This window comes from Streptomyces sp. NPDC031670, from assembly GCF_055580545.1.
Map to the genome: position 1 here is coordinate 19,699 of NZ_JBVILC010000020.1, position 25,919 is coordinate 45,617.

Below are 25,919 nucleotides of genomic sequence, written 5' to 3' on the forward strand. Positions count from 1 at the left end.
GGTCCGGGCGGGTGGACGCACAGGCGGTCACAGCGGCGCTTGTCCGGGCGCGCGGCGGGGCGCGGAGTGCCCGGGGCGGGCACGCGGTCACGGCGTATCACGGCGCGTCCAGCCGCTGGAGGTCCGGCAGCGGCCGGTCCGGGTCGTCGTAGAGCATCGCCACACCCTCCGCCCAGTGCTGGGCATCCTTGGAATCGCTGATCTCCTCCCTGATACGGCGCAGCCGGTCCGGGAGCTCAGTGGGGTCCTTCGCCTGGCCGAGCAGACCGGCGGCCCCGGCGCGCACCGCCACGCACAGGTCGTGGCAGCCCTGTTCGGGGTGGGCGTCGGTGTGCCAGAGCGCCACCCCGTGGCCGGCCTCCAGCGCCATCCGCATGGCCGCGCCGCCGACCCCGCGCCCGGCGGGCCGGCACAGCACCGGCACCGCGCCGGGCTCCATCTCGGTGTAGTGGCGCAGCCGGGGCGCCCGTCCCGGCTGCGGGGCCGGCACCGCGACCAGCTCCTCGGCGGCCATCAGGGCGTCCCAGCGCTCCTGCCACTCGGGGTCGGCCGCGCCGCGCCGGTCGAGGTCGCGCAGCACCACCCGCCGCTGCACGCCGAGGTAGGGCGACCGGTACAGGCGCCCGATCTCGGTGAGCTGCCAGCGGTGCACGGCGGTGTCGAAGTGGTCGGCGGGCAGGGCGACTTCGAGGGGGGCCGGGCAGTCGTCGGTGTCGACGCTCTCGAAGGCGGTGACGAGCGGCCGGCGCAGCCGCCGGATGAGCTCGGCGGGGGCCACGCCGTCGCCCCGGCACTCCTCGGCCACCGGCCGGGAGCCCTCCCGGTCGCCGTCGTGGACCCGGATGCGCCAGTAGAACCGGTCGGGCGCGTCGGATAGGGGCTCCAGTTCGACGGTGACGACGGCGCCGCCGCGCTCGGGCGTGGGGTACGGCAGGACGGTCAGGATCTCCTCGGGCGCGCCGGGTCCGAGCACCGGCAGCAGTCCGTCGGGCAGCCGCGCCTCGGTGACCACCGTGTGCACCACGGGCGGGATGCCGCGCAGCCGCTCTGTCACCCAGGCGGCGAGCTGCGCCGGGTCGCCGCCGCGCCCGCGCTCGTACTCCACGACCAGCTTGAGGTAGTGCAGGAAGGCGATGGCGGGCATCGGGCGGTGCGCCTCGTAGAGCAGGCCGTGGCCGTCGCGCCAGGTGCGCGGGTCGGGCAGCCCGGCGGGCGGCGCGATCCCGCCGCGGGCCTTGCGCACCAGCTTGGCGACGACCGGCACCCCGCCGGGCGCGGGCACGGAGGCCAGCAGCCCGAGGGCAGTGCGCCGGTCGTACGGACTCCACTGCTCGGGCGTGCGGTGCAGCCCGGCGGCGGGTAACTGCTGCTGCCGGTCGACCCAGGTGTTGTAGCCGCTGAGCCGGGGCTCGCCGCCGTGCCACCGGTCGTGCTCGGCGAGCACCGTGCCGTACAGGTCGCCGAAGCGGCGCAGCGCCGGGAGCGCGATGGCCCGGCCGCCGCCGCGCTCGGCCTGGCGCGACTTCATCACGGCGACGACGGCGCCGGTGTGCGGGTCGACCACGGGTCCGCCGGAGACCCCTTTGGGGAACTCGGTGGTGTGGAAGCGGAACCCGTAACTGCCGTCGTACGTACGGATGTCGATGGCGGTCTGCCAGCGCTGCGGGCCCTCCTCCGGCCGGAAGGCGTAGACCATGGCGTTGCTCGCGCCGGGCGGCTCGGCGCAGTCGCTGAGCCAGACGCACTCGTGCTCCGCGTCGTCGTCGATCAGGCGGACCAGCGCCAGGTCCTGCTCGACGGGCACGGCCTCGCCGGGCAGGTCGTCGTCGACCAGCCAGGCCGCGAGCCGGGCGGGCAGCGGCTCCTCGCCGAGCCGGTCGCTGCCGACGGAGAAGATCCGCTCGCGGTCCCGGGCGAGATGCGGGCGCAGGACGTGCGCGCAGGTCAGCACCCAGCCGGGGGCGACGAAGAAGCCGCTGCCCCACATCGTGCCGCCACCGGCGGGGAGCAGGTGGACGGTGGCCGAGCGCGCCAGGTCGTCGATGAAGGGGTCGTGCGCGTGCTCAGGCATCGGCCGGGCCGCCGGGGGCCGGGGGTATGCGCGGCGGGTCCGGCGGCGGCGGGGGCGCCGGCCGGTCCTCCCGGCGCCACACCAGCGTGACCTGGAGGGACGTCTTCGCCTCCCCGTCGGCGAGGACGGCGACGGCCGCCCCGGCCTTCACCGACAGCTCGACGCCGAAGCTGACGGTCGCCTCGTCGGGCCGCGCTGCTGCGGCGGCGTCCAGCACGGACCGCCCGACCCCGGCGATCAGCTCGCTCAGCCGTTCCACCTTGGCGACGGCGTTCTCGATCACGCCGACGTCGTCGTCGTCCGCCGCGTACCCCCCGGCGGCGGACACCCGGGCGAGCACCACGGCCCCGCCCGGCAGCTCGATCTCCCGTACATGCGCCATGGCCGCCCCCTGAACCAGTCGCAAGCTCCCCTGACTTGAGATGACGAGGGTAATCGGCCCGGCGGTTGCAGGGGACCCCTTCAGAGCGGCGGATACCCTGGAGGGGAACATCCCCGTACGTTCAGGAGCACGTTGTGTACTTCACCGACCGCGGCATCGAGGAGCTGGCGAAGCGGCGCGGCGAGGAGGAGGTCACCTTCGAGTGGCTTGCCGACCAGCTGCGCACGTTCGTCGACCTGAACCCGGACTTCGAGGTCCCGGTCGAGCGCCTCGCCACGTGGCTGGCCCGCCTCGACGACGAGGACGAGGACGCGTAGCCGCAGCCCCCGGCCGGGGCCCCTCCCTGCCCCGCCGGACCCGGGGCCCGCACGGGGGCCGCGCCCCGGGCGGTTGACTTCCCCCATCCGCGATATATCGTGTCTCTCAGTAGACGCGATATGTTGCGTATGACCGCGCCCAGGGAGGGCAGAGCCATGGCCGAGTCGACGTGGACCGTTTCCGAGCCGCGCACACTCACCTTCGACGCTCCGGTGACCGCGCTCAACGTGCGGATCGTCAACGGGACCGTGAACGTCGTGGGGACCGAGGAAGGTTCCGGGCGCCTGGAGGTGTCGGCCCTCGACGGGCCGCCGCTGATCGTCACCCAGGACGGCCCGAACCTCACCGTCGCCTACGAGGACCTGCCCTGGAAGGGCTTTCTCAAGTGGTTCGACCGCAAGGGCTGGCGGCGCAGCGCGGTCGTCTCGCTCACCGTGCCGGCGGGCTGCGGGGTCGAGGTGGGCGTGGTCGGCGCGGGCGCGGTGGTCTCCGGGATCCGGGGGCGCACCGACGTACGCGGCGTCACCGGCGACACCACGCTGGTCGGCCTCTCCGGCCAGGTCCGCGCGGAGACGGTGTCCGGGAACGTGGAGGCGCAGGCCGTCACCGGCGACCTCCGCTTCCAGTCGGTCTCCGGCGATCTGACGGTGATCGAGGGCGCGGCCACGTCCGTGAAGGCGGATTCGGTCAGCGGCGACATGGTGCTGGACCTGGACCCGTCGGGGAAGCCCGCCGACGTCCGGCTGACCACGGTGTCCGGCGAGATCGCCATCCGGCTGGAGCACCCGGCCGCCGACGCGAGGGTCGAGGCGAACACCACCAGCGGTGCGGTCTCCAACGCCTTCGACGACCTGCGGGTCACCGGGCAGTGGGGCGCGAAGAAGATCACCGGGACGCTCGGCGCGGGCACCGGCACCCTGCGGGCCACCACCGTCTCGGGCTCGATCGCCCTGCTGCGCCGCCCCGAACCGCACGACACGGCGGGACCGGCCGCCCCGACCACCGGGAAGGTGCTCTGACATGCCCCCCGTCTTCGCCCACGGCAGGCTGCGCCTGTACCTCCTCAAGCTGCTCGACGAGGCCCCGCGCCACGGGTACGAGGTGATCCGCCTGCTGGAGGAGCGCTTCCAGGGCCTGTACGCCCCGAGCGCCGGCACCGTCTACCCGCGGCTGGCCAAACTGGAGGCGGAAGGGCTCGTCACCCACACCACCGAGGGTGGCCGCAAGGTGTACTCGATCACCGACGCGGGCCGCGCCGAGCTCGCGGGCCGCAGCGGCGAGCTGGCCGACCTGGAGCTGGAGATCCGCGAGTCGGTCTCCGAACTCGCCGCCGAGATCCGCGCGGACGTCCGGGGCGCGGCGGGCGACCTGCGCGACGACGTGCGCCGCCAGGCGCGGGAGACGCGGACGTCCGGTACGGCGGAGAGCGAGTCCTGGCAGCAGACCAAGGAGGAGTTCAAGCGGGCCAAGCAGGAGTGGAAGGAGCAGGCGCGCCGCGCCAAGGACGAGTCGCGCCGCGCCCGCGAGGACGCCCAGCAGGCGCGCCGCCAGGCCACCGAGGCCCAGGAGAGGGCGCGCGAGCAGATGCAGCGGGTGGCGGAGCAGGTGCAGGACCACTTCGCGCGCGGCGACTGGCCGACGGGCGTACGGGAGGGCCTGGCCGAGATCACCAAGGAGCTCGGCCGCTTCACCCGCCCCCAGCCGAAGGAGCCCGCCGCCCGGACCGCCGAGCCCGTGACGGAGCCCGCGCCCCCCGCCTGGGCCGACGACCCGGCGACCGGCAACCCGGCCCGCGACCTCGACCGCCTCCTGGACCGCTTCCGCGACGACATCCGCGACGCGGCCCGCGACCACGGCGTCACCGAGCACCAACTCCGCGAGACCCGCCGCCACCTGTCGACGGCGGCGGCCCACATCGGGGCCATCCTGCGGGACGGCACACGGTAGGCGGCGCGGACCTCAGCCGTGGCCGGGCCGCGCCGCCGCAGCGGGGCCGCACCCGTACCGGGAGTCAGGCGCGGGGTGCGACCGTGACGGTCACCGCCGACCCCGCCGCCGCCCGCACATCGAGGCCGCGCACCCGCGCCGGGCCCGTCACCGAGATCCGCCACCGCCGCGCCTGCGTCGGCAGCGAGAGCCGGGTGGCGCCCCCGTCGGCCACGTAACCCAGGCGGTACGTCCGCGTCGCCGGGTCGTACGTCTCGGTGCGCACCCGTCCCGCGACCGCGCGGGCGTACGGCGTGGCCATGAGCTTCTTGTTGCCCCGCAGGCCACCCCCCTCGTCGGCCGCGCAGTAGCCGCCGCCGTAGCACCACACATAGCCCGCCCACCCCGAGGTGTAGCGGGCCAGCGAGGCCAGCGCGTCCGTGTAGAAACGGCCCATGTGGGGCAGTTCGCCGTTGAGCGGCCCCCACTCGCCGACCACCACCGGCACCCGGTACTTCTTCGGGTACGCGGTCACGGCGGCCTCGTACGCCTCGATCCACCCCGCCGACGGGTCGTAGTCCGCGCCCGCCTCCATCGCGGTGTTGTAGAAGTGCGGCGCGTACACCACCTTGGCGTCCTTGATCCTTCCCAGGCCGGTCGGCACGCCCTCCCCCACCGCCGGGGTGGGCTCCACGAAGAGCCAGTGCCGCCGGTCCGCCGCGCGCACCGCCCCGGCCAGGCGGTTGTACATCGGGGTGAGCTGCTCGGCCTCGATCCGGCGCGCCGCCGTCGGCGGGTCCTCACCCGGCCGGAACTCGCCCATCGGCTCGTTGATCAGGTCGTAGCCGAGGACCGCGGGGTGGTGGGCGAACCGCCCGGCGAGCACCCGCCACATCCGGGCCTGCGCCCGCCGCAGGTCCGCGTCCCCGTACAGATGGGTGAACGCCCGCTGCACGGCGGGCTCGTAGTACTCGGAGAACCAGTCGTCCGGGTGCGGGGTGAAGGGCAGCCCGTCCGTCCGGGTCGCCCACTCGGGGACGCCGCGGTGCCCGAACGCGGGGCCGAACACGTCCTGGTGGGCGTCGATGACGACCCGGACGTCATAGCGGTGCGCCCAGTCCAGGACCCGTTCGATCGCTCGGAGGTACGCCTGGCTGTACTGACCCCGTACCGGCTCCAGGTCGTCCCAGAAGACCAGCAGCCGGGCGAGGCCGAAGCCGTGGGCGCGCAGATCGCGGAAGGTCCGCTCGGTGATCGCGGAGAGCGCCTGATCGCCCCGGTGCGTCTTGTCCTCCACGTTCCAGCCGCGCAGGGTGAGCGTGCGCCCCCGCTCGTCGGTGAGGCGGGGGATGGCGGACGTGTCACGGGCGTGGGCCGCGGGGGCCGCGGTCGCCCCGGCCACGAGGACCGCGCAACACCCCACGGCCGCGAGGGACTTGCTCGTACGCATGGAACACCTCCGGCATGTCGTCGGTGAACATGCCGGAGATCAGATCAGGGATTCTGACGAACCATCAAGAGGTCGTCAGCACGATCTTCCCGAAGAGGTCACCCGACGCGATCTTCTCGAAGCCCTCGCGCGCCCGGTCCAGCGGCAGCACCTCGTCGATCACCGGCCGCACCCCGGTGGCCGCGCAGAACGCGAGCAGGTCCTCCAGCTCCTCCTTGGTGCCCATGGTCGAGCCGACCACCTTCAGCTCCAGGAAGAAGATCCGCGTCAGCTCGGCGTGCGCGGGCCGGTCGCCGCTGGTGGCGCCCGAGATGACCAGCGTGCCGCCGGGCCTGAGCGACTTGACCGAGTGCGACCAGGTGGCGGCGCCGACGGTCTCGATCACCGCGTCCACCCGCTGCGGCAGCCGCGCGCCCGGCTCGTACGCCTCCAGGGCGCCCAGCTCGACGGCCCGCTTGCGCTTGGCCTCGTCCCGGCTGGTCGCGAAGACCCGCAGCCCGGCGGCCTTGCCGAGCACGATCGCGGCGGTGGCGACACCGCCGCCCGCGCCCTGTACGAGGACGGAGTCGCCGGGCCGCACGCCGGCGTTGGTGAAGAGCATCCGGTACGCGGTGAGCCAGGCGGTCGGCAGACAGGCGGCCTCCGCGAAGCTGAGCTCCTTGGGCTTGGGCAGCACGTTCCAGGTCGGTACGGCGACCTGCTCGGCGAAGGTGCCCTGGTACTTCTCGGTGAGGATGGAGCGGCCCTCTGCGGGGCCCACGCCGTGGCCGGTCTGGCCGATGACGGAGTGCAGGACGACCTCGTTGCCGTCGCTGTCGACGCCGGCCGCGTCGCAGCCCAGGATCATCGGCAGCTTGTCCTCACCGAGGCCGACCCCGCGCAGCGACCACAGGTCGTGGTGGTTGAGCGAGGCCGCCCGGACGTCGATGAGGGACCAGCCCGGACGTACCTCGGGGGCGGGGCGCTCCCCCAACTCCAGACCGGAGAGCGGCTGGTCACGGTCGATGCGTGCGGCATAGGCGGCGAACATGGCCCCGACGATAGGGGCGCCCGCGCCCCGCCCGGAACCGCCACCGGGTGTGACACGCCGCACCTTGGCCGCCCGCGGGGGTGCCTGCGCCCCTGGGCGGGGTCGGCCTTGCCGGAGTGGTTGCCTCGGGCACGGGCTTTCAGGGGCGCGGGGAACTGCGCGACCAGCCACCCACGGCCCGCAGACGCACGCCGACCGGCGGGCCGGGGCCGGGGCCGGGGGTGCTGCCGCGGGCAGGACGTCGTCCGCGGCAGCCACCCCGTACCGTCAGCGCCGAGCCACACCCTCCGCCCGCGCCGCCGCCGCCACCGCCGCGGTGACCGCCGGCGCGACCCGCTCGTCGAACGGCGACGGGATCACGTAGTCCGCGGCCAGGTCGTCGCCGACCACATCCGCCAGCGCGTTCGCCGCCGCGATCTTCATCCCCTCGGTGATCCGCGAGGCCCGCACCTGGAGGGCGCCCGCGAAGATCCCCGGGAACGCCAGCACGTTGTTGATCTGGTTCGGGTAGTCCGACCGGCCCGTGGCGACCACCGACGCGTACTTGTGCGCGATGTCCGGGTGGACCTCCGGGTTCGGGTTGGCCATGGCGAACACGAACGCGCCGGGCGCCATCGAGGCCACCGCCGCCTCCGGGACCGTACCGCCGGAGACGCCGATGAAGACGTCCGCCCCGGCCAGCGCGGTCTCCAGGGAGCCGGACAGCCCCGCCTTGTTGGTGATCGACGCGAGCTCGCGCTTGACGTCGGTCAGGTCCGTACGGTCCCGGCTGACGATGCCCTTGCGGTCGGCGACCGCCACATCGCCCAGCCCCGCCTCCAGGAGGAACTTGGCGATGGCCACGCCCGCCGCACCGGCGCCCGAGATCACGCCCCGCAGCTCGCCGAGCGTGCGCCCGGTGAGCTTCGCCGCGTTGCGCAGCGCCGCGAGGGTGACCACGGCGGTGCCGTGCTGGTCGTCGTGGAAGACCGGGATGTCCAGGGCTTCCTGGAGCCGGCGCTCGATCTCGAAGCAGCGCGGCGCCGAGATGTCCTCGAGGTTCACTCCGCCGAAGGACGGCGCGAGGCGCACGACCGTCTCGATGATCTCGTCCGTGTCGGTGGTCGCGAGCGCGATGGGCACCGCGTCGACCCCGCCGAACTGCTTGAAGAGGATGGCCTTGCCCTCCATCACGGGGAGGGACGCCTCGGGGCCGATGTCACCCAGCCCGAGCACGGCCGTACCGTCCGTGACCACGGCGACGACCTGGGACTTCCAGGTGTAGTCGTGGACCAGTTCCGGGTTCTCCGCGATCGCGGTGCACACCTTCGCCACACCCGGCGTGTACGCCAGGGACAGGTCGTCCCGGTCCCGGATGGGCACGGTGGCCTGCACGGCCATCTTGCCGCCCCGGTGCAGGGCGAAGGCCGGATCGAAGGGCTCCTCCGAGGAGGCTCCGTCGGTACTGCTGTCGCTGCGAGGATTGACGATCTCCGCTGCCATTTTGATTTGACCCCTTAAGTCTTCATCAGTTGAGGGTGGCCACTCCTTGTTGAGGAGGGGTGGGTGGGCACCACGTACGTTCCCCGCGGGAAGCGGTTGGCCCGCCCCGCGGGGAGGAGGTACGTACGCGCGGGCGCGCCGCACAACGCGCCCTGAGCCCCGGATGAGGGGTGTAAGGATCCTTCTTACCGGACGGAGGGGTGCGCCGAGTAGTCCATTTCGACTGCGGAACGCCGTGGTGACACGACTCATAGCGGCATGTCGGGACAAGTGAGCTATGCGGCCTGAAACGTGTCCACAACGCGAGATGAACCGCAGATTTTCCGGCTGCCGGAAGGGAAACCCGCACATGGTCCGGCCTTGGCGTACCGGCCCGTTCAGGTTCGGGGGTGACCCGTTATCCGATTTTGACATGCGCGCCCCCCTGAATCCGCAGGTCCGAATGGCAAGATGCCGACACAACACGGTCGTGTCGCCCAAGGACGGGCACCGCGGCCCACTGTTCACTCACTGGCAAACTCCATCACCCGCCGGAGGAACCCGACCATGACCGCAAGCACCACCCGTCGTACGACCGCCGCCTCGTCCCGGATTGCCGCGGTCGGCGCGATCGCGGTCGCCGGCGCCCTGCTGCTCACCGGCTGCGGAGACCAGACGAAGAGCAAGGACAACGGCGGCGCCAGCTCCGCCGGCACCAGCAAGGCCCCCCTGTTCTCGAAGCTGCCCAAGGCCATTCAGGACAAGGGCGTCATCAAGGTCGGCTCGGACATCGCGTACGCGCCGGTCGAATTCAAGGACAAGGACGGCAAGACCGCCGGTATCGACCCGGACCTCGCCGACGCCATGGGCAAGCAGCTGGGCGTGAAGTTCCAGTTCGAGAACGGCACCTTCGACACGCTGGTCACCGGTCTGCGCGCCAAGCGGTACGACATGGCCATGTCGGCCATGACGGACACCAAGGACCGCCAGAACGGCGTCGACTCCGCGACGAAGAAGAAGGTCGGCGAGGGTGCCGACTTCGTGGACTACTTCACCGCCGGTGTGTCGATCTACACTGCGAAGGGCAAGGACCAGGGCATCAAGACCTGGGACGACCTCTGTGGCAAGAAGATCGTGGTGCAGCGCGGTACGGTCTCCGAGGACCTCGCCAAGAAGCAGTCCGACAAGTGCGGCGACAAGGGCAAGATCTCGATCGAGGCCTTCGACACCGACCAGCAGGCCCAGACCCGGCTGCGCTCCGGCGGCGCCGACGCCGGCTCCTCCGACTTCCCGGTCGCCGCGTACGCGGTGAAGACCTCGGGCGGCGGCAAGGACTTCCAGATCGTCGGCGAGCAGGTCGAGGCCGCTCCGTACGGCATCGCGGTCGCCAAGGACAACACGCAGCTGCGCGACGCCCTCAAGGAGGCGCTCGACGCGATCATCAAGAGCGGCGACTACGACAAGGTCGTCGCGAAGTGGGGCGTCGAGGCCGGCGCCGTGAAGGAAGCCAAGATCAACGGCGGCGTCTGATTCTCCCCGCTCCGGGCCCGCTCCGCCCCGTCCCCGGGCGGAGCCCCCGAAGGCTTCTGAAAGGCAACACCCGTGACTGTTGACGTCAACAAGACGGAGCCGGCGGACACCCCGCCTCCCGCCGCTCCGGAGAGCATCAAAGCGATCCCGGTCCGCCACTACGGCCGGTACGTCTCCGCGGTGATCGCGATCGCCCTGCTCGCCGCGATCATCTACGCGTTCAGCCAGGGCAAGATCAACTGGGGTGCCATCCCCGACTACTTCTTCGACGACCGCATCCTCGACGGCGTCGGCCAGACCCTGCTGCTGACCGTCCTGTCCATGGCGATCGGCATCGTGGGCGGCATCATGCTCGCCGTGATGCGCCTGTCGAAGAACCCGGTGACGTCCTCCATCGCCTGGTTCTACATCTGGTTCTTCCGGGGCACCCCGGTCCTGGTCCAGCTGATGGTCTGGTTCAACCTGGGCCTGGTCTTCGAGTACATCAACCTCGGGCCGATCTACAAGGACTACTGGTCCTCGTTCATGACGCCGCTGCTCACGGCGCTGCTCGGGCTCGGCCTGAACGAGGCCGCGTACATGGCGGAGATCTGCCGGGCCGGTCTGCTCGCGGTCGACGAGGGCCAGACCGAGGCCGCCCACGCGCTGGGCATGAGCCACGGGAAGACGCTGCGCCGGATCGTGATCCCGCAGGCGATGCGCGTGATCGTGCCGCCGACGGGCAACGAGGTCATCAACATGCTGAAGACCACCTCGCTGGTCTCGGCCGTGCAGTTCTACGAGCTGCTGCGACAGGCCCAGGACATCGGCCAGACCTCCGGCGCCTCGGTCGAGATGCTGTTCCTGGCCGCCACCTGGTACCTGATCCTGACCACGGTGTTCTCGATCGGCCAGTACTACCTGGAGCGGTACTACGCCCGCGGTTCCACGCGTGCGCTGCCGCCCACTCCGTTCCAGCGGGTCCGGGCCACCCTGACCTCGCTCCGCAGCACCCCCAAGGTGGTGAGCTGATGACCGCCATGGTGAAGTCCGAAGGCGTGCACAAGTCCTACGGCGCCGTCGAGGTCCTCAAGGGCATCGACCTGGAGGTGGCCGAGGGCGAGGTGTTCTGCCTGATCGGCCCGTCCGGCTCCGGCAAGTCGACCTTCCTGCGGTGCATCAACCACCTGGAGAAGATCAACGCCGGGCGCCTGTCCGTCGACGGCGAGCTCGTCGGCTACCGCCAGAAGGGCGACAAGCTCTACGAGCTGAAGGACAGCGAGGTCGCGCTCAAGCGCCGTGACATCGGCATGGTCTTCCAGCGCTTCAACCTGTTCCCGCACATGACGGCGCTGGAGAACGTCATGGAGGCGCCGATCCAGGTCAGGGGCGAGAGCAAGGCGGTGGTGCGCGAGCGCGCCGAGAAGCTGCTCGACCGGGTCGGCCTGGCCGACAAGGCGCGCAACTACCCCTCGCAGCTCTCCGGCGGCCAGCAGCAGCGGGTGGCGATCGCCCGTGCGCTGGCCATGGAGCCGAAGCTGATGCTCTTCGACGAGCCGACGTCCGCGCTCGACCCGGAGCTGGTCGGTGACGTCCTGGACGTCATGCGGGGTCTGGCCGAGGACGGTATGACCATGATCGTGGTGACCCACGAGATGGGCTTCGCGCGCGAGGTCGGCGACTCGCTGGTCTTCATGGACGGCGGTGTGGTGGTCGAGTCCGGACACCCGCGCGACGTCCTGACCAACCCGCAGCACGACCGGACGAAGTCGTTCCTGTCGAAGGTGCTCTAGCGCTCCGCGGGGGACGCCTTTCCTTCCCCGCGGGCCGACTGCGGCTGGTCGCGGGTACTGGGTCGGGGCGGTACGGGCTGAGGAGCCCGTACCGCCCCGTTCGGCGTAGCGGGAGTCCGTCCCCGCCGAGGCCGCCCACGTAATACCCTCGGAAGGCATATAGCCGTTACTGACGCCACTGCTGCCGCCGTAAGGATTACACGTGGAACTGGCCTATTACTCGGACTATGCCGTGCGCCTGGTCAACACCGAGGAGCCGGCCCGTAACAAGGACTCCCTGACCTCGGTCGAGGTGATCCGGGAGCTCTTCACGTCGGAGTCGACGACGGCCCGCCGGGCGACGGAGGCGGACGTGCCCCGGCTGCGGGCGGTACGGGCGCGGCTGCGCGCGGTCTTCGAGGCGGCGGACGCGGGCGAGGAGGAGCAGGCGGTGGACCTGCTCAACTCCCTGCTCCTGGAGTTCCCGGTCAGCCCGCAGATCTCGGGCCACGACCACCGGGACGAGGACGGCAGCCCGCTGTGGCACATGCACCTCGCGGACCACACCTCGAACGCGACGGCGGGCTACGCGGCGCTCGCGTCCATGGGCCTGGCGTTCCATCTGACCGAGTACGGGGTGGACCGCCTCGGCCTGTGCCAGGCGGCCCCGTGCCGCAACGCCTACCTGGACACCTCCACCAACCGTTCCCGGCGCTACTGCTCCGACCGGTGCGCGACCCGGGCGAACGTGGCCGCCTACCGGGCGCGCAAGCGCCTGGAGACCGACCGGTCGGCGAACACCGGCCGCAGCGCCGAGACCGCCCAGGACAGCAGCACCGCGACCGAGCGCTGACGCCCGCGCGTCAGCGGCCGGTAGCGGGCGCGCACCCGCCCGAGCACCAGCTCACCGGGGACGGTGCCGAAGGCCCTGCTGTCGACGACCTCGTCGTCCGGATTGTCCCCGAGCACCCACCAGCCGCCCTCACGCAGCTCGATGAGCCGTTTGACGATCAGCAGATCCTGCTGGAGCGGATGCCGCAGCACCGCGACGTCCCCCGCCCGCAACTCGCTCCCGTAGTGCACCAGCAGCTGATCCCCGTGGAGCAGCGTCGGCACCATGGAGGTCCCGGTCACCTCCGCGATCCCCAACGGCACCCTCGGCTCCCGCCCCTGATCCGTCATCCGCCACCCACCTCCCGGTACCCGGTGCACTCCCACGGTACGTTCCGCCACGAGTCCCATGGTGACCCTGGACTTTTGTCCTAAGCCCCCGGGGGCACTCGCGAAATCGCGTCTTCCACCGAGTAATGTCCCACCTGAGAAGACGATCACGAGGAAGGACAGCTCAATGCTTTCCCGCCTGTTTGCCCCCAAGGTGAAGGTCAGCGCCCACTGCGACCTCCCCTGCGGTGTGTACGACCCGGCCCAGGCCCGTATCGAGGCCGAGTCGGTCAAGGCCGTGCAGGAGAAGTTCCAGGCCAACGAGGACCCGCACTTCCGTGCGCGTGCCGTGGTCATCAAGGAGCAGCGCGCGGAGCTCGCCAAGCACCACGTCTCGGTGCTCTGGAGCGACTACTTCAAGCCCCCGCACTTCGAGAAGTACCCCCAGCTGCACCAGCTGGTCAACGACACCCTGAAGGCCCTCTCGGCCGCCAAGGCGTCGACGGACCCGAAGACGGGCGAGAAGGCGCTGGAGCTCATCGCCGAGATCGACCGGATCTTCTGGGAGACGAAGAAGGCCTGAACCAGGCCGTTTCACGCCGGTTTCCGCGGTTTCGCCGCGGGGCCGACGGCAGAGAAGAGGCCCGTCCGGGGTTCCCGGTCGGGCCTCTTCTCGTCCCCTGCTCGTCCCCCGGCCGGGGCGTTCCCCCTTCCCGCGCAGCCGCCCCCGGGCACCTCTCGGAAACGCTCCCCTCGCGGCCGGTACAGGAGGACACTGGGTGCGCGGAAGCGGACGGACCGGGGCCACGAGACGTACCGGTGCCGGAGTACCGGGGCGGGACAGGGGGGACATGGCCGAGACGGGTCCTGAGTACGGTGCCGCGTACGCCCGGCCGGGTGGCGGTGGCGCCACCCGCACCGAGGCGACCCGGCTGCTCTGCGCGGGGGTCTACCTCGACAGCACCTTCCGCCGCCGGGTGATCGAGGAGCTCGTCCAGCACGAGGAACGCCCCATCGCCCTCTCCCTGGGCGTCGACGCGCTGCCCGTCCTAGCGCACGCGCTGCGCGCCCGCCGCAAGGAGGTGGAGACCGCGCTCATGCTCCTCGGCATCTGGGCCTCCTTCATCGCCCTCTGGTTCGCCGGGATCGGTTCGGACCGGGCGCTCCCGATCCCCGGCTGGCTGGCGTACGCCGTCGTCTGTCTGGTCCTCGGGGGCGCGCGCGCCGGAGCCGGGCTCGGTGTCGCCGTCTTCACCCTCGACCGGTCGATGGTCAAGCAGGCGACCAGGGGCCGGCTGCAGATCCTGCTGCCACTGGTGCCGTTCACGGTGGCGCTCGTGTACTGGACGGCCGCCCTGTACACCCTGTTCAGCGGCGCCGACGCGTGGGCGGGCGTGGTGTTCCCGCTGCTGCTGGTGCTGCCCGTCTGGGCCTACCGCGCGGACGTCACCGCCGTCATGCGCCACGAACTGGGCTCCGAGGCCTACCCGCACACCCGCCGCGAGTCGCTGCCGCACCGCTACCGGCGCATCGGCGCCGCCATCGACCGGGAGCAGTACGCGTCGCTCACGATCTACGACCCGTTCCGCCCGTTCATAGGCGCCGGTCTGCCGTACGCCGAACAGTGGTCGCTGGTCATGGAGTTGAAGAGGCGCCGGGACGCGCAGCCGGACGCCGGGGCGGGCCCGCTCACCGGGCGCGAGGTCATCGACCTCATCAAGCCGGAGCTGGAGGCCCTGCGCACCTCGGCCGCCGCCACCAGCCGCGACCGGCTGCGCGAGCTGGAGGTGGAGGAGTTCGTCTATCTGCCGTCCGGCGTCGCCCGCTGGAAGGTCGCCTACGACCCGTCGGCGGTACGGCGCCACCTCGACGAGGCGGTGGGCGAGGGGGGCGAGGCGCGCCGCCACTTCCTGCGCGTCCGGATCGGCGCCTGGGACGAGCAGGTCGTGGTCTCCGTGCTCGTCCGCGTCCACACCCAGGGCGGCATGCTCGTCCTGGAGGTCGTGCCGCACGTCCTGACGCCCGTACGGGCGGAGTTCCGGGCCGTCGACGTGATCGAGGCGCGCGGCGAGGGCGACATCCTGCGCGACACGGTCCGGGGACTGCTCGCCGCCCCGACCGCGAACTTCGCCGCCGCGACATCGCTGGTCCGCACCACGGTCTCCGAGTTCCGCACCTGGCTGGCCAACCCCCGGCACGCCCTGCCGGACGGCCCGGCCACCTCCGTACGGGAGCTGGGGAGCACCAGCGATCTGTCCGTGTTCCAGAACATGGACGTCAAGCGGTACGTACGGACCGTCCAGGACCGCATCGCCAGCGGCGTGCGGGCGGCGCTGCGGGCCAAGAACTACGAGACGGGCGACTTCGAGCAGCAGATCGTCACGGTCAGCGGCGGCGGGGTGTTCATCGGGTCGATGAGCGGCGGCGCGGTCGCGACGGGCCGGCAGGCGTCGGCGACGCACAAGGAAGGCGGAGAGTGATGGCGCGACACCGGCAAGGACCCGCGGAAGGGCGCGCGGAAGGCCACGCGGAGGGCCACGCGGAGGAGCCTCCGGAACGGCGTTCGCAGGCGCATCCGGACACCCGCCCGGACACCCGCCCGGCCGCGCCCGCGCAGCCCCCGCCGGAGCAGGACCCCCAGGCGCCCGCCGGTACACCCGGCGGGATCTCCATCGGCGTGATGACCGGCGGCGCGGCTGCGGCCGGGGACCGGGCCTCGGCCGAGGACCGCTCGCACCGGGCGGGGACGCCGCCGGTTCCGTACGCGGGCACCGGGCCCGCGCCCGTGGGCGTCCCCGGCGGCGTGGGCATCGGGATGATGACGGGCGGCGCCGCGGCGGCGGGAGCCGACGCGCGGGCCGTCGACGCCTCGACGCAGCTCCTGGACGCGCCCCCCGAACTCGCCGCCGCCGTCCGCGCCCTGCGCGACCATCTCGGCGTCCTGCGCCCCACGGCCGAGACCGCCGAACTGGCCGACCGGCTGGCGGAGGTCGAGGAGGGGGTGGCGGCCACCGGTCAGGTGCGGCGCGACCGTCTTCAGTGGCTGCGCGAGCGGTTGACCCTCGGCACGACGGCCGCGGCCGGGCTCGCCTCGGCCGCCGCCGTCGTCGACACCATCACCCGACTGACCGGCTGAGACGCAGGTGCCATGAGCTACTGGGACGCGGACGCGCAACGCTGGGTGGAGGGGCCGTCGGGCGGTGGGGGCGCCTGGGGCCCGCAGCAGCCGCCCCCGGACGACGGTCTGCGGCGCATGCTGATCGTGGTGTTCGCCGCGGTCGTCCTGGCCGCGGCGGCGGTCGCCGGCATCTGGTGGCTGGCCCGCGACCACGGCGGCGGCCCGGACCGGGAGCCGCCGTTCTTCCCGCCTCCGGCGGTCTCGACGTGGACACCCGGTACGCCGGACGCCACGGACGCCACGGAAACGGCCGACCCGGTGTTCCCCGGCAGCACCGAGCCGGAGGCGACGGGGACGACCGACACGGCCAGTACGGCCGGGGCGACCGAGACCGGTGAACCGGCCGCCGGTTCGGTCCCGTCCACCGCGACGGCCACCGGTCCGCAATCCACGGTGACGACCTACTACACCGCGCTCAACAGCGGCGACTACACGACCGCGTGGGCCCTCGGCGGCAGGAACCTCAGCCCGAGCTATACGGAGTACGTCGCCGGCTTCTCCGAGACCCGGCGAACCGGCGTCACCGTCCTGTCCGCCACGGGCGACACCGTCCGCGTGGACATCACCTCCTATCAGACGGACGGAACCCGCCAGACGTACTCCGGCACGTACACCGTCCACGACGGCGTGATCACCGACGCCCGTATCCGCCGGGTGAGTTGAGGCCGCGCGATAGATTCGGGTCATGTCACCTCTTGAACCCCCTTACACGCGGCTCCTGGTGGAGCGATACGAGCCGACCTTCCGCTTCTACACGGCCGTCCTGCCCAAGCTCACCGGCTGCTCGCTGGCGCGCGGCACCGAGGCGTCGGGGTACGCCAGTTGGGACGACTGCGAGGGCCGTACCGCCTTCGCGGTGTTCTCGCGGGCCGCGATGACCGCGGCCGTCGGGGAGGAGAACGTGCCCGTGGGGGCCTCGGTCGTCATCCGGGTGGACGGGCCCGAGGCGCTCGACGCCGCTGTCGACCTCTGCGCGTCGGCCGGCGCCACGGTGGTCGCGCCGGCGCAGGACCGGCCGCAGTGGGGTCCGACGATGCGGGCGGCCCATCTGCACGATCCGGACGGCAACCTGGTGGAGCTGCAGACGTACTGAGGGAGGTCAGTGCAGGCCGGTACGGACCAGGGCGAGCAGCTCGTCCTCCGACAGGCCGAGCCTGCGCGCCTCCTCGGCCAGTTCCCGTACCCGCACCAGCAGCCCGGCCCGGGCGTGGGAGGACGTCGTGTCGACGACCACCGCGCCCCGGCCGCGCCGCAGCTCGATCAGGCCCTCCTCGCGCAGGCGCTGGTAGCCGCGCAGGACGGTATGGACGTTGACGCCCAGCGAGTCGGCCAGGACCCGGGCCGCGGGCAGCCGTTCGCCCGGCTCCACCGTGCCGTCGGCGATGGCGCGCCGCACCGACGCGGCGATCTGGTCGCCCAGCGGCACCGGCGACCCGGGGTCCACCCGGAACAGCATCAGCGCACCGCCGAACGTTCGACCAGCGTGTTGAGCAGGGCCGCGGCCGTCGCGGAGTCGGCCACCGTCACCGCGAACTCGCGCCCGCCCGCGCGTCGCACCACGATCGCCTCGCCGGAGCGCAGGATCAGGCCCGAGCGCCCGGGACGCACCCGGTAGCCCCAACCGCCGTACTCCGAGAGCGCTTTCACCTCCCGGCTCACCGCCCGCTCCACGTCGTCGAGCGGTATCCGCACGCGCGGCCAGGGCAGCACGGTCGGGCGGGCCGTCAGCCCGTGCCGGTCCACGGTCACTTGCGGGCAGGAGCAGGCGAGGATGAGCAGCCCGCACGCCAGCGGCGCGGTGGCGCGCCCCCAGCCGTACACATACGTCAGCGCTCCCCCGAAGACGAGCAGCGCCACGCCGACCGCGCAGAGCGTCCGCGAGGGGGCGCGGCGGGCCCAGCCCGCCACCTCGCCCTCCGCCAGGTCGAGCCGTTCGACCGCGCCGGGGCCGAGGGGCCGGGGCGCGTGCGGGGGAACAGCGAGGCGCCGCGCCACCATCGCGCCCGCCGCCGCGGCGAGCACGGCCACGCCGAGGGCCACCGCGAGCTGCCACAGGGGCAGCCGGGCCGCACCGCCGTCGTCCGCGTCGAGGTTCGCGAACAGTACGCCGGCCATCAGATGGCCGGTCAGACCCGCGGTGGCGTACCCCGCGGCGAGCATCCGGCGCACCCCGCGCGGCCCGAGGCCGCCCTTGGCCACCACGGCCGCCCAGACGACGGCGAGCCCGCCCAGGAGTCCGGTGGCGACGGCCACGTACGCGCCCCGGCCGGAATAGCCGTCGGCCGTACCGCCGCCGGAGAAGTGGGTGGCCAGCCGCGTCGGCAGCCGGTCGTGCAGGACGGCGAAGAGGAGCAGGTCGACGGCGAGCGCCAGCAGGAACGGCAGCACGGCGACGGCCACCGGACGGCCCTGCGGACCGCTACCACCCCTCGAAACCCTCGTTGTTCGCATACAAATAGAATAACTCGCCGTCGCCGAGCCCAGGGAAGGGGGCGCGGCCGGCCGTGGACGGCCGCGCCCGGATCAGATGCTTTCGAGGACGGACGGCTGGAGCTGTGCCCCGGTGGGGAGTTGGCGGCGGATGTCGTCGAGCACCGAGGCGAAGTCCAGCTCGGCGCGCCCCGACGCGTACACCGCTCCCCCCAGGTGCAGTGCGAGTCCGAGGTCGGGCTCGGGCGGCTTGAGGGAGAGCAGGCAGCTCAGGGTTGCCTGGTGGAGGGCGCCGTCGGGGGAGGCGACCGGCACCGGCATGTCCCATTCCAGGACGAAGTCGCGCAGGGCGCCGCCGTCGAGCGCGAACGAGCCCTCCGTCGGTATGCCGGGCACCGGGCCGAGCGAGTCGAACCGCGTCCCGGCGAAGTCGACTCCCCTGATGCGGGTGTGCAGTTGGGTCCCGTCGGCGGTGATCGTCAGCGCTTCGGATCCATGGCGGTCTCGGTACCAGCCCGCCCAGGACTGTGTGGTCATGGGCGGGAGAGTAGCGGCGCACCCTGCCGTTCGTCACAGGGCGTGACCGAAATGGGAGTTAGCGCTTCCTTGTGTAGGTGGTGACGACTGTACCGTTTTCGAAGGAACGGCTGTCCGTCGGCACGAACGACCGAGGGGCGAACTCCGCCCGGAACAAGGGGATTCCGGCTCCCGCCACGATCGGATAGCTCTTGATCACGAGCTCGTCGATCTCGTCGACGAGCTGCCCGGCGAGATCGGCGCCGCCGCACAGATAGATGTCCAGACCCTCTTCGCGCTTGAGCTCGCGCACATACGCCACCGGGTCTTTGGAGACGACCTCGACGGCCGGGTCCGGGGACTCGCGGAGACTGCGCGAGAAGACGATCTGGCGCAGATGGGCGTACGGGCTGGTGATGCCCGCCGCGAACCCGGGTTCGTACGCCCCCCGGCCCATCAGCACGGTGTCGTACCGCGAGGTGGGCACCTCATCGACGCCCAGGGCCCGCCGGGCGGCGGTCGGCAGCGCGTCGGGTTGTTCGCCCGCCAGGAAGCCGACGAACTCCTCGCTCACCGGATAGAAGTCGAACGACCCGTCCGGGGCGGCGATGAAGCCGTCGAGGGTGAGGGCGATGTAGTACGAAAGCTTGCGCAAGCTGGCCTCTTGGGACTCGGGGGGTGGCCGGGCAATCAACCACTTCGGGTAAAGTACTTCGTGTGTAGTGGTTGCGCAAGGCTTTTATGGCCACACGGAGAGCCCCAACGGAAAGCCTTCAGGGAAAGAGGACACGAATGGTCAGGAACCCCGAACGCAGAACGGCTCTCGTGGACGCGGCGATCGAGGTGCTGGCGCGCGAGGGCGCGCGAGGGCTGACCTTCCGCGCGGTCGACACCGAGGCCGAGGTGCCGCCCGGCACCGCGTCCAACTACTTCACCAGCAGGGACGACCTGTTCACCCAGGCCGGGCGGCGCATCCACGTGAAGCTGACACCGGATCCGGCGGAGGTGAGCGAGGCGATGCGGCCCGCGCCCTCGCGGGAGCTGGTGGCCTCGCTGATGCACTGGCTGCTGCGGCGGATCGTCGAGGAGCGCACCGGCTATCTCGCCATGCTGGAGCTCCGGTTGGAGGCCACCCGCCGGCCCGAGCTCCGGGAGGCGCTGACCGAGGCCGCCCGCGCCGAGCTGGAGGCGAACATCGCGTTCCATCTGGAGGCCGGACTGCCGGGGGACGCGGACACGGTACGGCTGCTCTACTTCGCCATGACCGGCCTGCTGGTCGACCACCTCACCCTGCCGGACATGCTCGGCGAGGACACCGCCGAGCGGATGGTGGAGATGGTGGTGGACCGGGTGCTCGGCGGCTGAACCCCGGTCCCGGACGGCGGCGAACCGTTTCAGCCGCGCGGCTCGCGCCACATCGGGTACATCAGCGGGCCGCCGGGCAGCCGCAGCGGCTCACCGAGGTGGGCGAAGCCGAGCCGTTCGTACAGCACGGAGCTGCGCGCGCTGCTGGCCTCAAGATAGGCGGGCAGCCCCGCGCGGTCGCACTCCTCCAGGACGGGAGCGATGAGCGCGGCACCCGCTCCCTGCCCCTGGCGGTCCGGGGCGACCGCGATCAGCAGCAGGTACCGGTGCGCCCGGCCGTGCGGATGGACGGAGGCGGTGAGCCGGCCGATCAGCTCCACGCGCTCGTTCTCCGGGTCGACCGCGGCGCGCAGCTGTGCCGGGCCGTCCTCCCCGTCCTCGTCCGCCTCGGCGGGGACATCCAGCCACAGCGCGGTCGCCGTGCCGTCCTCGGTGAGGTCGGCGTGCCCCTCGTCGAGCGCCACCTCCAGGAAGGCGCGCATGAGGTGCGGGTGCTTCTCCCGGCGGTGTGCGGGGTCGGGGAAGACCCAGCTGCTCACCGGGTCGTCCTGGAACGCCTCGTCGAGCAGGCGTACCGCCGTCCGAACCGCCTTGTCGTCGTCCCGCTCGACCCGCCGTGTGCCGGTGCCCGGTCCCGTACCCATGTCGCCGCCCTTGTCGCGTTCCGTCGATCCTCAACTGACGGCGACGATCCTAGGGTTGGCTCTCCCCGAGTCAGGGCGCGAGGGGGCCCCGGAGGCAGCCCCGGGACCCCTCGGCCCGTCCCCCCGGCCCTCCCCCCGGCCGCTGTCAGCGGGAGCGCCGGGTCACGTACTCCGCCAGGGCCAGCAGATCGCCCGCCGCCGCGAGGTCCGGGACCGCCCGGGACAGCTCGCCCACCGCCCGGGCCATCCGGTCGGCCGCATGGATCTGCGCCCAGTCGCGACCGCCCGCCCGGTCCACCGCCCCCGCCGCCCGCCGCACCGCCGCCGCCCCCATCGGGCCCCGGTACAGCTCGGCGAGTTCGGCCGCCGCGGGGGTGCCCGAGGTCAGGGCGGCCACCACCGGCAGCGACTTCTTGTGCGAGGCGAGATCGGCCCCGGCGGGTTTGCCGGTACGGCCGGGGTCGCCCCAGATGCCGATCAGATCGTCGATGAGCTGGAAGGCGAGCCCCGCCTCACGGCCGAACGCGTCGAGCGCGGACACCTCCTCGGGACCGCTTCCCGCGTAGAGGGCCCCCAGCGAGCAGGCGCAGCCCAGCAGTGCCCCGGTCTTGGCCATCGCCATGCCGAGGCACTCCTCCAGGGAGACGTCCTGCGGGCCGCGCTGCTCGAAGGCGCAGTCGGCCTGCTGTCCGGCGCAGAGCTCGATGACGCAGGAGGCGAGCCGGGCGGAGGCGGCCGGGGCCGCCGGGTGGGGGTCCTCGGCGAGCAGCCGCAGCGCCAGCGCGAGGAGCGCGTCCCCGACGACGATCGCGTCGGGCGTGCCGAACACGGTCCAGGCGGTGGGCCGGTGGTGCCGGGTGGCGTCCTCGTCGATCACGTCGTCGTGCAGCAGGGTGAAGTTGTGGACGAGCTCGACGGCAGCGGCGGCCCGCCGGGCCCGCCCGGGGTCGCCGCCCAGCGCGCCGGTGGTCGCGAGGACGAGCGCGGGCCGGATCGCCTTGCCCGCCCGTCCGGCGGCCGGGGTGCCGTCCGCGTGCTCCCAGCCGAAGTGGTACATCGCGACCCGCCGTATCGGGCCGGGCAGCGACTCCACGGTGTCCCGCAGGACCGGGTCGACCGCCACCCGGGTCCGTTCCAGCAGGTCCACGGCCTCGCGCCCCTCGACGGCTTCCCCCATCGCCAACTCGACATTCCTCTCGCCGTGTCCGACTGCGCGGGCCTGCCCGCGTCCTGGCCTGCCCGCGTCCTGGCCGGCGCGCGGTCAGCCGCCGCGCGCGGTGGGGGTCTTCCGGACGGGCGGCCGGGGGACCTCCCCGGCCGCCGACCGCCCGCCCGGGGTCCGAGGGGTCAGCGCCAGCGGCTGACTTCCACGTTCTCCAGGACGCCGAGGGCGTCGGGGACGAGGATCGCGGCCGAGTAGTAGGCGGTGACCAGGTACGAGATGATCGCCTGCTCGTCGATGCCCATGAACCGCACCGACAGGCTCGGCTCGATCTCGTCGGGGATGCCGCTCTGCCGGAGGCCGATGACGCCCTGCTCGTCCTCGCCCGTACGCATACAGATGATCGAGGTCGTACGGGCGTCGCTGACCGGGATCTTGTTGCACGGGAAGATGGGCACTCCGCGCCAGGTGGGGATGCGGTTGCCGGCGACGTCGATGCTCTCGGGGACCAGGCCACGTTTGTTGCACTCGCGGCCGAAGGCGGCGATGGCGCGCGGGTGCGCGAGGAAGAGCTTGCTGCCGCGGCGGCGCGAGAGCAGTTCGTCCATGTCGTCGGGGCTGGGCACGCCGTCGTGGGGCTGGAGGCGCTGGCCGTAGTCGCAGTTGGCCAGCAGGCCGAACTCGCGGTTGTTGACGAGCTCGTCCTCCTGGCGCTCGCGCAGTGCCTCGACGGTGAGCCGCAACTGCTGCTCGGTCTGGTTCATCGGCTGGTTGTAGAGGTCCGCGACCCGGCTGTGGACCTTCAGCACGGTCTGGGCGACGGAGAGTTCGTACTCGCGCGGGGCGCCCTCGTAGTCCACGTAGGTGTGCGGGATGACCGCCTCGCCGACATGGCCGGCGGCCAGGTCGATGGCCGCCTCGCCGTACTTGTTGGTCCGCTGCTCGGGGATGGCCGCGTAGGCGGTCAGATGGTCGTTGAGGGAGGTGGCGCGCTCGGCGAGGTTGAGCACGTCCGCGCGCCGCAGCTCCAGGACGGTGCAGGCGGTGGCGGCGCGCGCGGTGTCCTCCCAGGTGGCGTCACCCGAGACGAGCGCCTGCTCGCCCAGGTGGGCCCCGTCGGCCAGGACGCCGAGCACCGCCTCGTCGCCGTAGGGCCCGGTGCCGACGCGCTCGACGCGGCCGTGGGCCAGCAGATAGACGGTGTCCACCGGGTCCCCGGCGGTGGCGAGGACCTCCCCGGCGGCGAACTCGCGCTGCTCGCAGCGGTTCGCCAGCTCCTCCAGCGCCGCCTCGTCCTCGAAGCCGCGCAGCGCGGGGAGCTCTCCCAGCTCGGCGGGGATGACGGCGACCCGGCGGCCGGTCTGCACGAAGGTGATCTTCCCGTCACCCACCGAGTAGCTCAGTCGCCGGTTGACCCGGTACGTACCACCCTGGACCTGCACCCACGGCAGCATCCGCAGCAGCCACCGGGAGGTGATCTCCTGCATCTGGGGCGCGGACTTGGTGGTGGTCGCCAGATTCCGCGCGGCGGCGGTGCCAAGACTCTGCTGCGCGCGGTTCTCGGGCCCTGCCTCGACCGACATGTGTTTCCTCTCGATCTTCCGATCATGAGCTGATGTGCGCGAGAAGCCTTCCAGCACGGACCGTGTGCGCGCCATTACACAAATGAGTGGGACTAGAACCACGCCCGGCGGGGCAGGTTGCGCTCTCCCGTGGGCGGCCTCGGGAATTCCGGGCCCACATCGCCACGGCACGATCACGGTCAAGCGCGTCCGGGGCGTTGCCGGAACCCCGGGCGGCGAGGTCGAGGTGTCCGGCCCCGACCTCTGGCTCGCGCAGAACCGACCGTCATCGGGCGATCTGTCCGGATCGGCTCGCACGCCGCCCGAACAGATCGCCCATAGCGGGAAGTTCCGGTAGAAGCGGATAGAGCACATTCCGGCTCAACCGCACCAGGTACCGCAAACCGGGGTACCGCTCATCGAAGGAGTCGGCCATGGCCCCACCCATGTCGGCTGACCAGTTCCTCACCGCCCTGCGCGCCGAAGGCCTCCATGTCGTCGAGGTCGACGGCTGGCGCACCCACAACCGCGCCGGGCACGGCGCCTGGGGCCCGCTCAACGGGGTGATGATCCACCACACCGTCACCCAGGGAGCGAATGCGACAGTTCGCATCTGCTACGACGGCTACGACAGTCTGCCCGGCCCGCTCTGCCACGGCGTGATCACCAAGGACGGCACCGTCCACCTGGTCGGCAACGGCCGCGCCAACCACGCGGGCGCGGGCGACGGCGACGTGCTGCGCGCGGTCATCGCGGAGAAACGCCTGCCGCCGTGCCAGAAGGCCGACACCGACGGCAACCCACGCTTCTACGGCTTCGAGTGCGAGAACCTCGGCGACGGAGAGGACCCCTGGCCACCGGCTCAGCTCCTGGCGATCGAGAGGGCCGCCGCAGCCGTCTGCCGGCACTACGGCTGGACCGAGCGTTCGGTGATCGGCCACCGGGAGTGGCAGCCCGGCAAGGTCGACCCGCGGGGCTTCGGCATGGACTGGCTGCGGGAGCGGGTCCACGAGCGCCTGAAGTGACGGCCCCGGCCACAATGGACAGGTGACCGAAGAAGCGCTCGACCTCACCACCGCCTTGCAGCCACGCATCCCTTCGCCTCTGCAACCGGTCGAGGACGAGCGCTTCGCCCGCCATGGCGTACGCCTGCTGCTCAAGCGCGACGATCTGATCCACCCGGCCCTGCCGGGCAACAAGTGGCGCAAACTCGCGCTGAACCTGCGCGAGGCGGCCGGGCGCCCGGTGCTGACCTTCGGCGGCGCCTACTCCAACCATCTGCGCGCCACGGCCGCCGCGGGCCGCCTCCTGGGCTTCCCCACCATCGGTGTCGTCCGGGGCGACGAGCTCGCCCACCGGCCCCTGAACCCCTCACTCGCCCGGTGCGCGGCGGACGGGATGCGGCTGCACTTCGTGGACCGCGCGACCTACCGGCGAAAGGCCGAGCCGGAGGTGCTGGCCGCGCTGCGCGGACGCTTCGGCCCCGGCGCCTACGTCGTCCCCGAGGGCGGCAGCAACTCCCCGGCCGTACAGGGCTGCGCGGAGCTGGGGCGCGAGCTGGACTGCCGCGCCGACGTGGTGGCGGTGGCCTGCGGGACCGGCGGCACCCTGGCCGGGCTCGCCGCCGGGCTCACGGGCGGCCGGCGCGCGCTCGGCTTCCCGGTGCTGCGGGGCGGCTTCCTCGCGCGCGAGATACGGCGGTTGCAGGAGGAGACCTTCGGCGCCGCCGGGGACAACTGGTCCCTGGACGAGCGCTTCCACTGCGGCGGCTACGCCCGTACCACCCCCGCGCTCACCGCCTTCGCGGACGACTTCGAGGCCCGCCACGGGCTGCCGCTGGAGCGCCTGTATGTCGCCAAGATGCTGTACGGGCTGGTGACGCTCGCCGGGGAGGGCGCGTTCCGCGCGGGGACCACGGTCGCCGCCGTCGTCACCGGGCCGCCGCTCCCGCCGTAGGGGTGGCCCGGCCCCTGGGTTCTCCG

General features: G+C 72.4%; 28 protein-coding genes. 15 read left to right on the forward strand and 13 right to left on the reverse strand.

Going from position 1 to position 25,919, the window contains the following annotated elements; all coding sequences use genetic code 11:
• Positions 1-97: 97 nt before the first annotated feature.
• Both ACZ5ID_RS29170 and ACZ5ID_RS29175 read right to left on the reverse strand, forming a co-directional pair.
• On the reverse strand, positions 98-2,071 hold the full coding sequence (locus ACZ5ID_RS29170; RefSeq protein WP_468903739.1) for a VMAP-C domain-containing protein: 1,974 nt from the start codon (positions 2,069-2,071) through the stop codon (positions 98-100).
• Positions 2,064-2,453 carry a CU044_2847 family protein gene (locus ACZ5ID_RS29175; protein WP_468903741.1) on the reverse strand — a complete coding sequence of 130 codons (390 nt, stop codon included), beginning with the start codon at positions 2,451-2,453 and terminating at the stop codon, positions 2,064-2,066. The genes ACZ5ID_RS29170 and ACZ5ID_RS29175 overlap by 8 nt, the downstream gene beginning before the upstream one ends.
• 134 nt (positions 2,454-2,587) lie before the next feature.
• Here ACZ5ID_RS29175 and ACZ5ID_RS29180 point away from each other — a divergent pair, with 134 nt between their 5' ends.
• The 3 genes from ACZ5ID_RS29180 (at position 2,588) to ACZ5ID_RS29190 (ending at position 4,718) form a co-directional block, all read left to right on the forward strand.
• Positions 2,588-2,770: a DUF6104 family protein gene (locus ACZ5ID_RS29180; RefSeq protein WP_468903743.1), complete on the forward strand. Its 183-nt coding sequence runs from the start codon at positions 2,588-2,590 to the stop codon at positions 2,768-2,770.
• A 156-nt stretch (positions 2,771-2,926) separates the two neighbouring features.
• Positions 2,927-3,790, forward strand: a complete 864-nt coding sequence (locus ACZ5ID_RS29185) for a DUF4097 family beta strand repeat-containing protein (RefSeq protein ID WP_468903745.1) — start codon at positions 2,927-2,929, stop codon at positions 3,788-3,790.
• Between the two features lies 1 nt (position 3,791).
• Positions 3,792-4,718, forward strand: coding sequence for a PadR family transcriptional regulator (locus tag ACZ5ID_RS29190; protein WP_468903748.1), 927 nt, complete (start codon positions 3,792-3,794; stop codon positions 4,716-4,718).
• A 64-nt stretch (positions 4,719-4,782) separates the two neighbouring features.
• Here ACZ5ID_RS29190 and ACZ5ID_RS29195 read toward each other — a convergent pair whose 3' ends face one another.
• The 3 genes from ACZ5ID_RS29195 to ACZ5ID_RS29205 form a co-directional block, all read right to left on the reverse strand.
• Positions 4,783-6,147, reverse strand: a complete 1,365-nt coding sequence (locus ACZ5ID_RS29195) for a cellulase family glycosylhydrolase (protein WP_468903750.1) — start codon at positions 6,145-6,147, stop codon at positions 4,783-4,785.
• Positions 6,148-6,211: 64 nt separating this feature from the next.
• Positions 6,212-7,177: a zinc-binding dehydrogenase gene (locus ACZ5ID_RS29200; RefSeq protein WP_468903752.1), complete on the reverse strand. Its 966-nt coding sequence runs from the start codon at positions 7,175-7,177 to the stop codon at positions 6,212-6,214.
• 267 nt (positions 7,178-7,444) lie between these two features.
• Positions 7,445-8,659 (reverse strand): NAD(P)-dependent malic enzyme, encoded by a 1,215-nt coding sequence (locus tag ACZ5ID_RS29205; protein WP_468903755.1) that lies wholly within the window; start codon positions 8,657-8,659, stop codon positions 7,445-7,447.
• A gap of 546 nt (positions 8,660-9,205) precedes the next feature.
• Between ACZ5ID_RS29205 and ACZ5ID_RS29210 the strand changes: the two genes are divergently transcribed.
• The 4 genes from ACZ5ID_RS29210 (at position 9,206) to ACZ5ID_RS29225 (ending at position 12,772) form a co-directional block, all read left to right on the forward strand.
• Positions 9,206-10,168 carry an ABC transporter substrate-binding protein gene (locus tag ACZ5ID_RS29210; RefSeq protein ID WP_468903758.1) on the forward strand — a complete coding sequence of 321 codons (963 nt, stop codon included), beginning with the start codon at positions 9,206-9,208 and terminating at the stop codon, positions 10,166-10,168.
• 72 nt (positions 10,169-10,240) lie between these two features.
• Positions 10,241-11,179, forward strand: coding sequence for an amino acid ABC transporter permease (locus ACZ5ID_RS29215; protein WP_468903761.1), 939 nt, complete (start codon positions 10,241-10,243; stop codon positions 11,177-11,179).
• Positions 11,179-11,940: an amino acid ABC transporter ATP-binding protein gene (locus tag ACZ5ID_RS29220; RefSeq protein WP_468903764.1), complete on the forward strand. Its 762-nt coding sequence runs from the start codon at positions 11,179-11,181 to the stop codon at positions 11,938-11,940. The genes ACZ5ID_RS29215 and ACZ5ID_RS29220 overlap by 1 nt, the downstream gene beginning before the upstream one ends.
• A 202-nt stretch (positions 11,941-12,142) precedes the next feature.
• The gene (locus ACZ5ID_RS29225) at positions 12,143-12,772 is read left to right on the forward strand and encodes a CGNR zinc finger domain-containing protein (protein WP_406555652.1); all 630 of its coding nucleotides are present in this window, start codon (positions 12,143-12,145) and stop codon (positions 12,770-12,772) included.
• Here the strand turns inward: ACZ5ID_RS29225 and sodX are convergent.
• On the reverse strand, positions 12,676-13,101 hold the full coding sequence (sodX, locus tag ACZ5ID_RS29230) for a nickel-type superoxide dismutase maturation protease (RefSeq protein ID WP_468903768.1): 426 nt from the start codon (positions 13,099-13,101) through the stop codon (positions 12,676-12,678). The genes ACZ5ID_RS29225 and sodX overlap by 97 nt on opposite strands.
• A 166-nt stretch (positions 13,102-13,267) precedes the next feature.
• Here sodX and sodN point away from each other — a divergent pair, with 166 nt between their 5' ends.
• The 5 genes from sodN to ACZ5ID_RS29255 all read left to right on the forward strand — a co-directional run bounded on the left by sodN (position 13,268) and on the right by ACZ5ID_RS29255 (position 17,351).
• The gene (gene sodN / locus ACZ5ID_RS29235) at positions 13,268-13,663 is read left to right on the forward strand and encodes a superoxide dismutase, Ni (RefSeq protein ID WP_067163856.1); all 396 of its coding nucleotides are present in this window, start codon (positions 13,268-13,270) and stop codon (positions 13,661-13,663) included.
• Between the two features lie 268 nt (positions 13,664-13,931).
• Positions 13,932-15,560 (forward strand): hypothetical protein, encoded by a 1,629-nt coding sequence (locus ACZ5ID_RS29240; protein WP_468903771.1) that lies wholly within the window; start codon positions 13,932-13,934, stop codon positions 15,558-15,560.
• Entirely contained in the window at positions 15,560-16,216 is a 657-nt protein-coding gene (locus ACZ5ID_RS29245) for a hypothetical protein (RefSeq protein ID WP_468903774.1), read from the forward strand. The genes ACZ5ID_RS29240 and ACZ5ID_RS29245 overlap by 1 nt, the downstream gene beginning before the upstream one ends.
• A 12-nt stretch (positions 16,217-16,228) precedes the next feature.
• Positions 16,229-16,921: a hypothetical protein gene (locus tag ACZ5ID_RS29250; protein WP_468903776.1), complete on the forward strand. Its 693-nt coding sequence runs from the start codon at positions 16,229-16,231 to the stop codon at positions 16,919-16,921.
• A gap of 22 nt (positions 16,922-16,943) precedes the next feature.
• Entirely contained in the window at positions 16,944-17,351 is a 408-nt protein-coding gene (locus ACZ5ID_RS29255; protein WP_468903778.1) for a VOC family protein, read from the forward strand.
• Positions 17,352-17,357: 6 nt separating this feature from the next.
• Here the strand turns inward: ACZ5ID_RS29255 and ACZ5ID_RS29260 are convergent, their stop codons facing one another.
• From ACZ5ID_RS29260 to ACZ5ID_RS29275, 4 genes are all read right to left on the reverse strand, one after another.
• On the reverse strand, positions 17,358-17,714 hold the full coding sequence (locus tag ACZ5ID_RS29260) for a GntR family transcriptional regulator (protein ID WP_468903781.1): 357 nt from the start codon (positions 17,712-17,714) through the stop codon (positions 17,358-17,360).
• Entirely contained in the window at positions 17,714-18,709 is a 996-nt protein-coding gene (locus tag ACZ5ID_RS29265; RefSeq protein WP_468903783.1) for a DUF1648 domain-containing protein, read from the reverse strand. The genes ACZ5ID_RS29260 and ACZ5ID_RS29265 overlap by 1 nt, the downstream gene beginning before the upstream one ends.
• A gap of 72 nt (positions 18,710-18,781) precedes the next feature.
• The gene (locus tag ACZ5ID_RS29270) at positions 18,782-19,225 is read right to left on the reverse strand and encodes a DUF6304 family protein (RefSeq protein WP_468903785.1); all 444 of its coding nucleotides are present in this window, start codon (positions 19,223-19,225) and stop codon (positions 18,782-18,784) included.
• A 58-nt stretch (positions 19,226-19,283) separates the two neighbouring features.
• A complete protein-coding gene (locus tag ACZ5ID_RS29275; protein ID WP_468903787.1) occupies positions 19,284-19,859 on the reverse strand; it encodes a dihydrofolate reductase family protein in 576 nt (191 codons plus the stop codon).
• Between the two features lie 137 nt (positions 19,860-19,996).
• Here ACZ5ID_RS29275 and ACZ5ID_RS29280 point away from each other — a divergent pair, with 137 nt between their 5' ends.
• Positions 19,997-20,569: a TetR/AcrR family transcriptional regulator gene (locus ACZ5ID_RS29280; RefSeq protein ID WP_468903790.1), complete on the forward strand. Its 573-nt coding sequence runs from the start codon at positions 19,997-19,999 to the stop codon at positions 20,567-20,569.
• A gap of 29 nt (positions 20,570-20,598) precedes the next feature.
• Here ACZ5ID_RS29280 and ACZ5ID_RS29285 read toward each other — a convergent pair whose 3' ends face one another.
• The 3 genes from ACZ5ID_RS29285 to ACZ5ID_RS29295 form a co-directional block, all read right to left on the reverse strand.
• Entirely contained in the window at positions 20,599-21,213 is a 615-nt protein-coding gene (locus ACZ5ID_RS29285; RefSeq protein ID WP_468903793.1) for a GNAT family N-acetyltransferase, read from the reverse strand.
• A 145-nt stretch (positions 21,214-21,358) separates the two neighbouring features.
• The gene (locus ACZ5ID_RS29290) at positions 21,359-22,390 is read right to left on the reverse strand and encodes a family 2 encapsulin nanocompartment cargo protein polyprenyl transferase (RefSeq protein WP_468903915.1); all 1,032 of its coding nucleotides are present in this window, start codon (positions 22,388-22,390) and stop codon (positions 21,359-21,361) included.
• Between the two features lie 170 nt (positions 22,391-22,560).
• Positions 22,561-23,958: a family 2B encapsulin nanocompartment shell protein gene (locus ACZ5ID_RS29295; protein WP_468903795.1), complete on the reverse strand. Its 1,398-nt coding sequence runs from the start codon at positions 23,956-23,958 to the stop codon at positions 22,561-22,563.
• Positions 23,959-24,371: 413 nt separating this feature from the next.
• On the opposite strand from ACZ5ID_RS29295, the gene ACZ5ID_RS29300 reads away from it, so the two are divergent.
• Positions 24,372-24,962, forward strand: coding sequence for an N-acetylmuramoyl-L-alanine amidase (locus tag ACZ5ID_RS29300; protein ID WP_468903797.1), 591 nt, complete (start codon positions 24,372-24,374; stop codon positions 24,960-24,962).
• Positions 24,963-24,984: 22 nt separating this feature from the next.
• Positions 24,985-25,893 (forward strand): 1-aminocyclopropane-1-carboxylate deaminase/D-cysteine desulfhydrase, encoded by a 909-nt coding sequence (locus tag ACZ5ID_RS29305; protein WP_468903799.1) that lies wholly within the window; start codon positions 24,985-24,987, stop codon positions 25,891-25,893.
• Positions 25,894-25,919: the final 26 nt, after the last annotated feature.

Excerpts from the sequence above, each read along its gene's own strand:
- ACZ5ID_RS29205 (WP_468903755.1), bottom strand. The coding sequence starts at position 8,659 with ATGGCAGCGGAGATCGTCAATCCTCGCAGCGACAGCAGTACCGACGGA.
- sodN (WP_067163856.1), top strand. The coding sequence starts at position 13,268 with ATGCTTTCCCGCCTGTTTGCCCCCAAGGTGAAGGTCAGCGCCCACTGC.
- ACZ5ID_RS29240 (WP_468903771.1), top strand. The coding sequence starts at position 13,932 with ATGGCCGAGACGGGTCCTGAGTACGGTGCCGCGTACGCCCGGCCGGGT.
- ACZ5ID_RS29295 (WP_468903795.1), bottom strand. The coding sequence starts at position 23,958 with ATGTCGGTCGAGGCAGGGCCCGAGAACCGCGCGCAGCAGAGTCTTGGC.
- ACZ5ID_RS29185 (WP_468903745.1), top strand. The coding sequence starts at position 2,927 with ATGGCCGAGTCGACGTGGACCGTTTCCGAGCCGCGCACACTCACCTTC.
- ACZ5ID_RS29290 (WP_468903915.1), bottom strand. The coding sequence starts at position 22,390 with ATGGGGGAAGCCGTCGAGGGGCGCGAGGCCGTGGACCTGCTGGAACGG.
- ACZ5ID_RS29255 (WP_468903778.1), top strand. The coding sequence starts at position 16,944 with ATGTCACCTCTTGAACCCCCTTACACGCGGCTCCTGGTGGAGCGATAC.
- ACZ5ID_RS29245 (WP_468903774.1), top strand. The coding sequence starts at position 15,560 with ATGGCGCGACACCGGCAAGGACCCGCGGAAGGGCGCGCGGAAGGCCAC.
- ACZ5ID_RS29190 (WP_468903748.1), top strand. The coding sequence starts at position 3,792 with ATGCCCCCCGTCTTCGCCCACGGCAGGCTGCGCCTGTACCTCCTCAAG.
- ACZ5ID_RS29285 (WP_468903793.1), bottom strand. The coding sequence starts at position 21,213 with ATGGGTACGGGACCGGGCACCGGCACACGGCGGGTCGAGCGGGACGAC.
- ACZ5ID_RS29300 (WP_468903797.1), top strand. The coding sequence starts at position 24,372 with ATGGCCCCACCCATGTCGGCTGACCAGTTCCTCACCGCCCTGCGCGCC.
- ACZ5ID_RS29195 (WP_468903750.1), bottom strand. The coding sequence starts at position 6,147 with ATGCGTACGAGCAAGTCCCTCGCGGCCGTGGGGTGTTGCGCGGTCCTC.
- ACZ5ID_RS29175 (WP_468903741.1), bottom strand. The coding sequence starts at position 2,453 with ATGGCGCATGTACGGGAGATCGAGCTGCCGGGCGGGGCCGTGGTGCTC.
- ACZ5ID_RS29220 (WP_468903764.1), top strand. The coding sequence starts at position 11,179 with ATGACCGCCATGGTGAAGTCCGAAGGCGTGCACAAGTCCTACGGCGCC.
- ACZ5ID_RS29200 (WP_468903752.1), bottom strand. The coding sequence starts at position 7,177 with ATGTTCGCCGCCTATGCCGCACGCATCGACCGTGACCAGCCGCTCTCC.
- ACZ5ID_RS29265 (WP_468903783.1), bottom strand. The coding sequence starts at position 18,709 with ATGCGAACAACGAGGGTTTCGAGGGGTGGTAGCGGTCCGCAGGGCCGT.
- ACZ5ID_RS29170 (WP_468903739.1), bottom strand. The coding sequence starts at position 2,071 with ATGCCTGAGCACGCGCACGACCCCTTCATCGACGACCTGGCGCGCTCG.
- ACZ5ID_RS29250 (WP_468903776.1), top strand. The coding sequence starts at position 16,229 with ATGAGCTACTGGGACGCGGACGCGCAACGCTGGGTGGAGGGGCCGTCG.
- sodX (WP_468903768.1), bottom strand. The coding sequence starts at position 13,101 with ATGACGGATCAGGGGCGGGAGCCGAGGGTGCCGTTGGGGATCGCGGAG.
- ACZ5ID_RS29280 (WP_468903790.1), top strand. The coding sequence starts at position 19,997 with ATGGTCAGGAACCCCGAACGCAGAACGGCTCTCGTGGACGCGGCGATC.
- ACZ5ID_RS29270 (WP_468903785.1), bottom strand. The coding sequence starts at position 19,225 with ATGACCACACAGTCCTGGGCGGGCTGGTACCGAGACCGCCATGGATCC.
- ACZ5ID_RS29210 (WP_468903758.1), top strand. The coding sequence starts at position 9,206 with ATGACCGCAAGCACCACCCGTCGTACGACCGCCGCCTCGTCCCGGATT.
- ACZ5ID_RS29260 (WP_468903781.1), bottom strand. The coding sequence starts at position 17,714 with ATGCTGTTCCGGGTGGACCCCGGGTCGCCGGTGCCGCTGGGCGACCAG.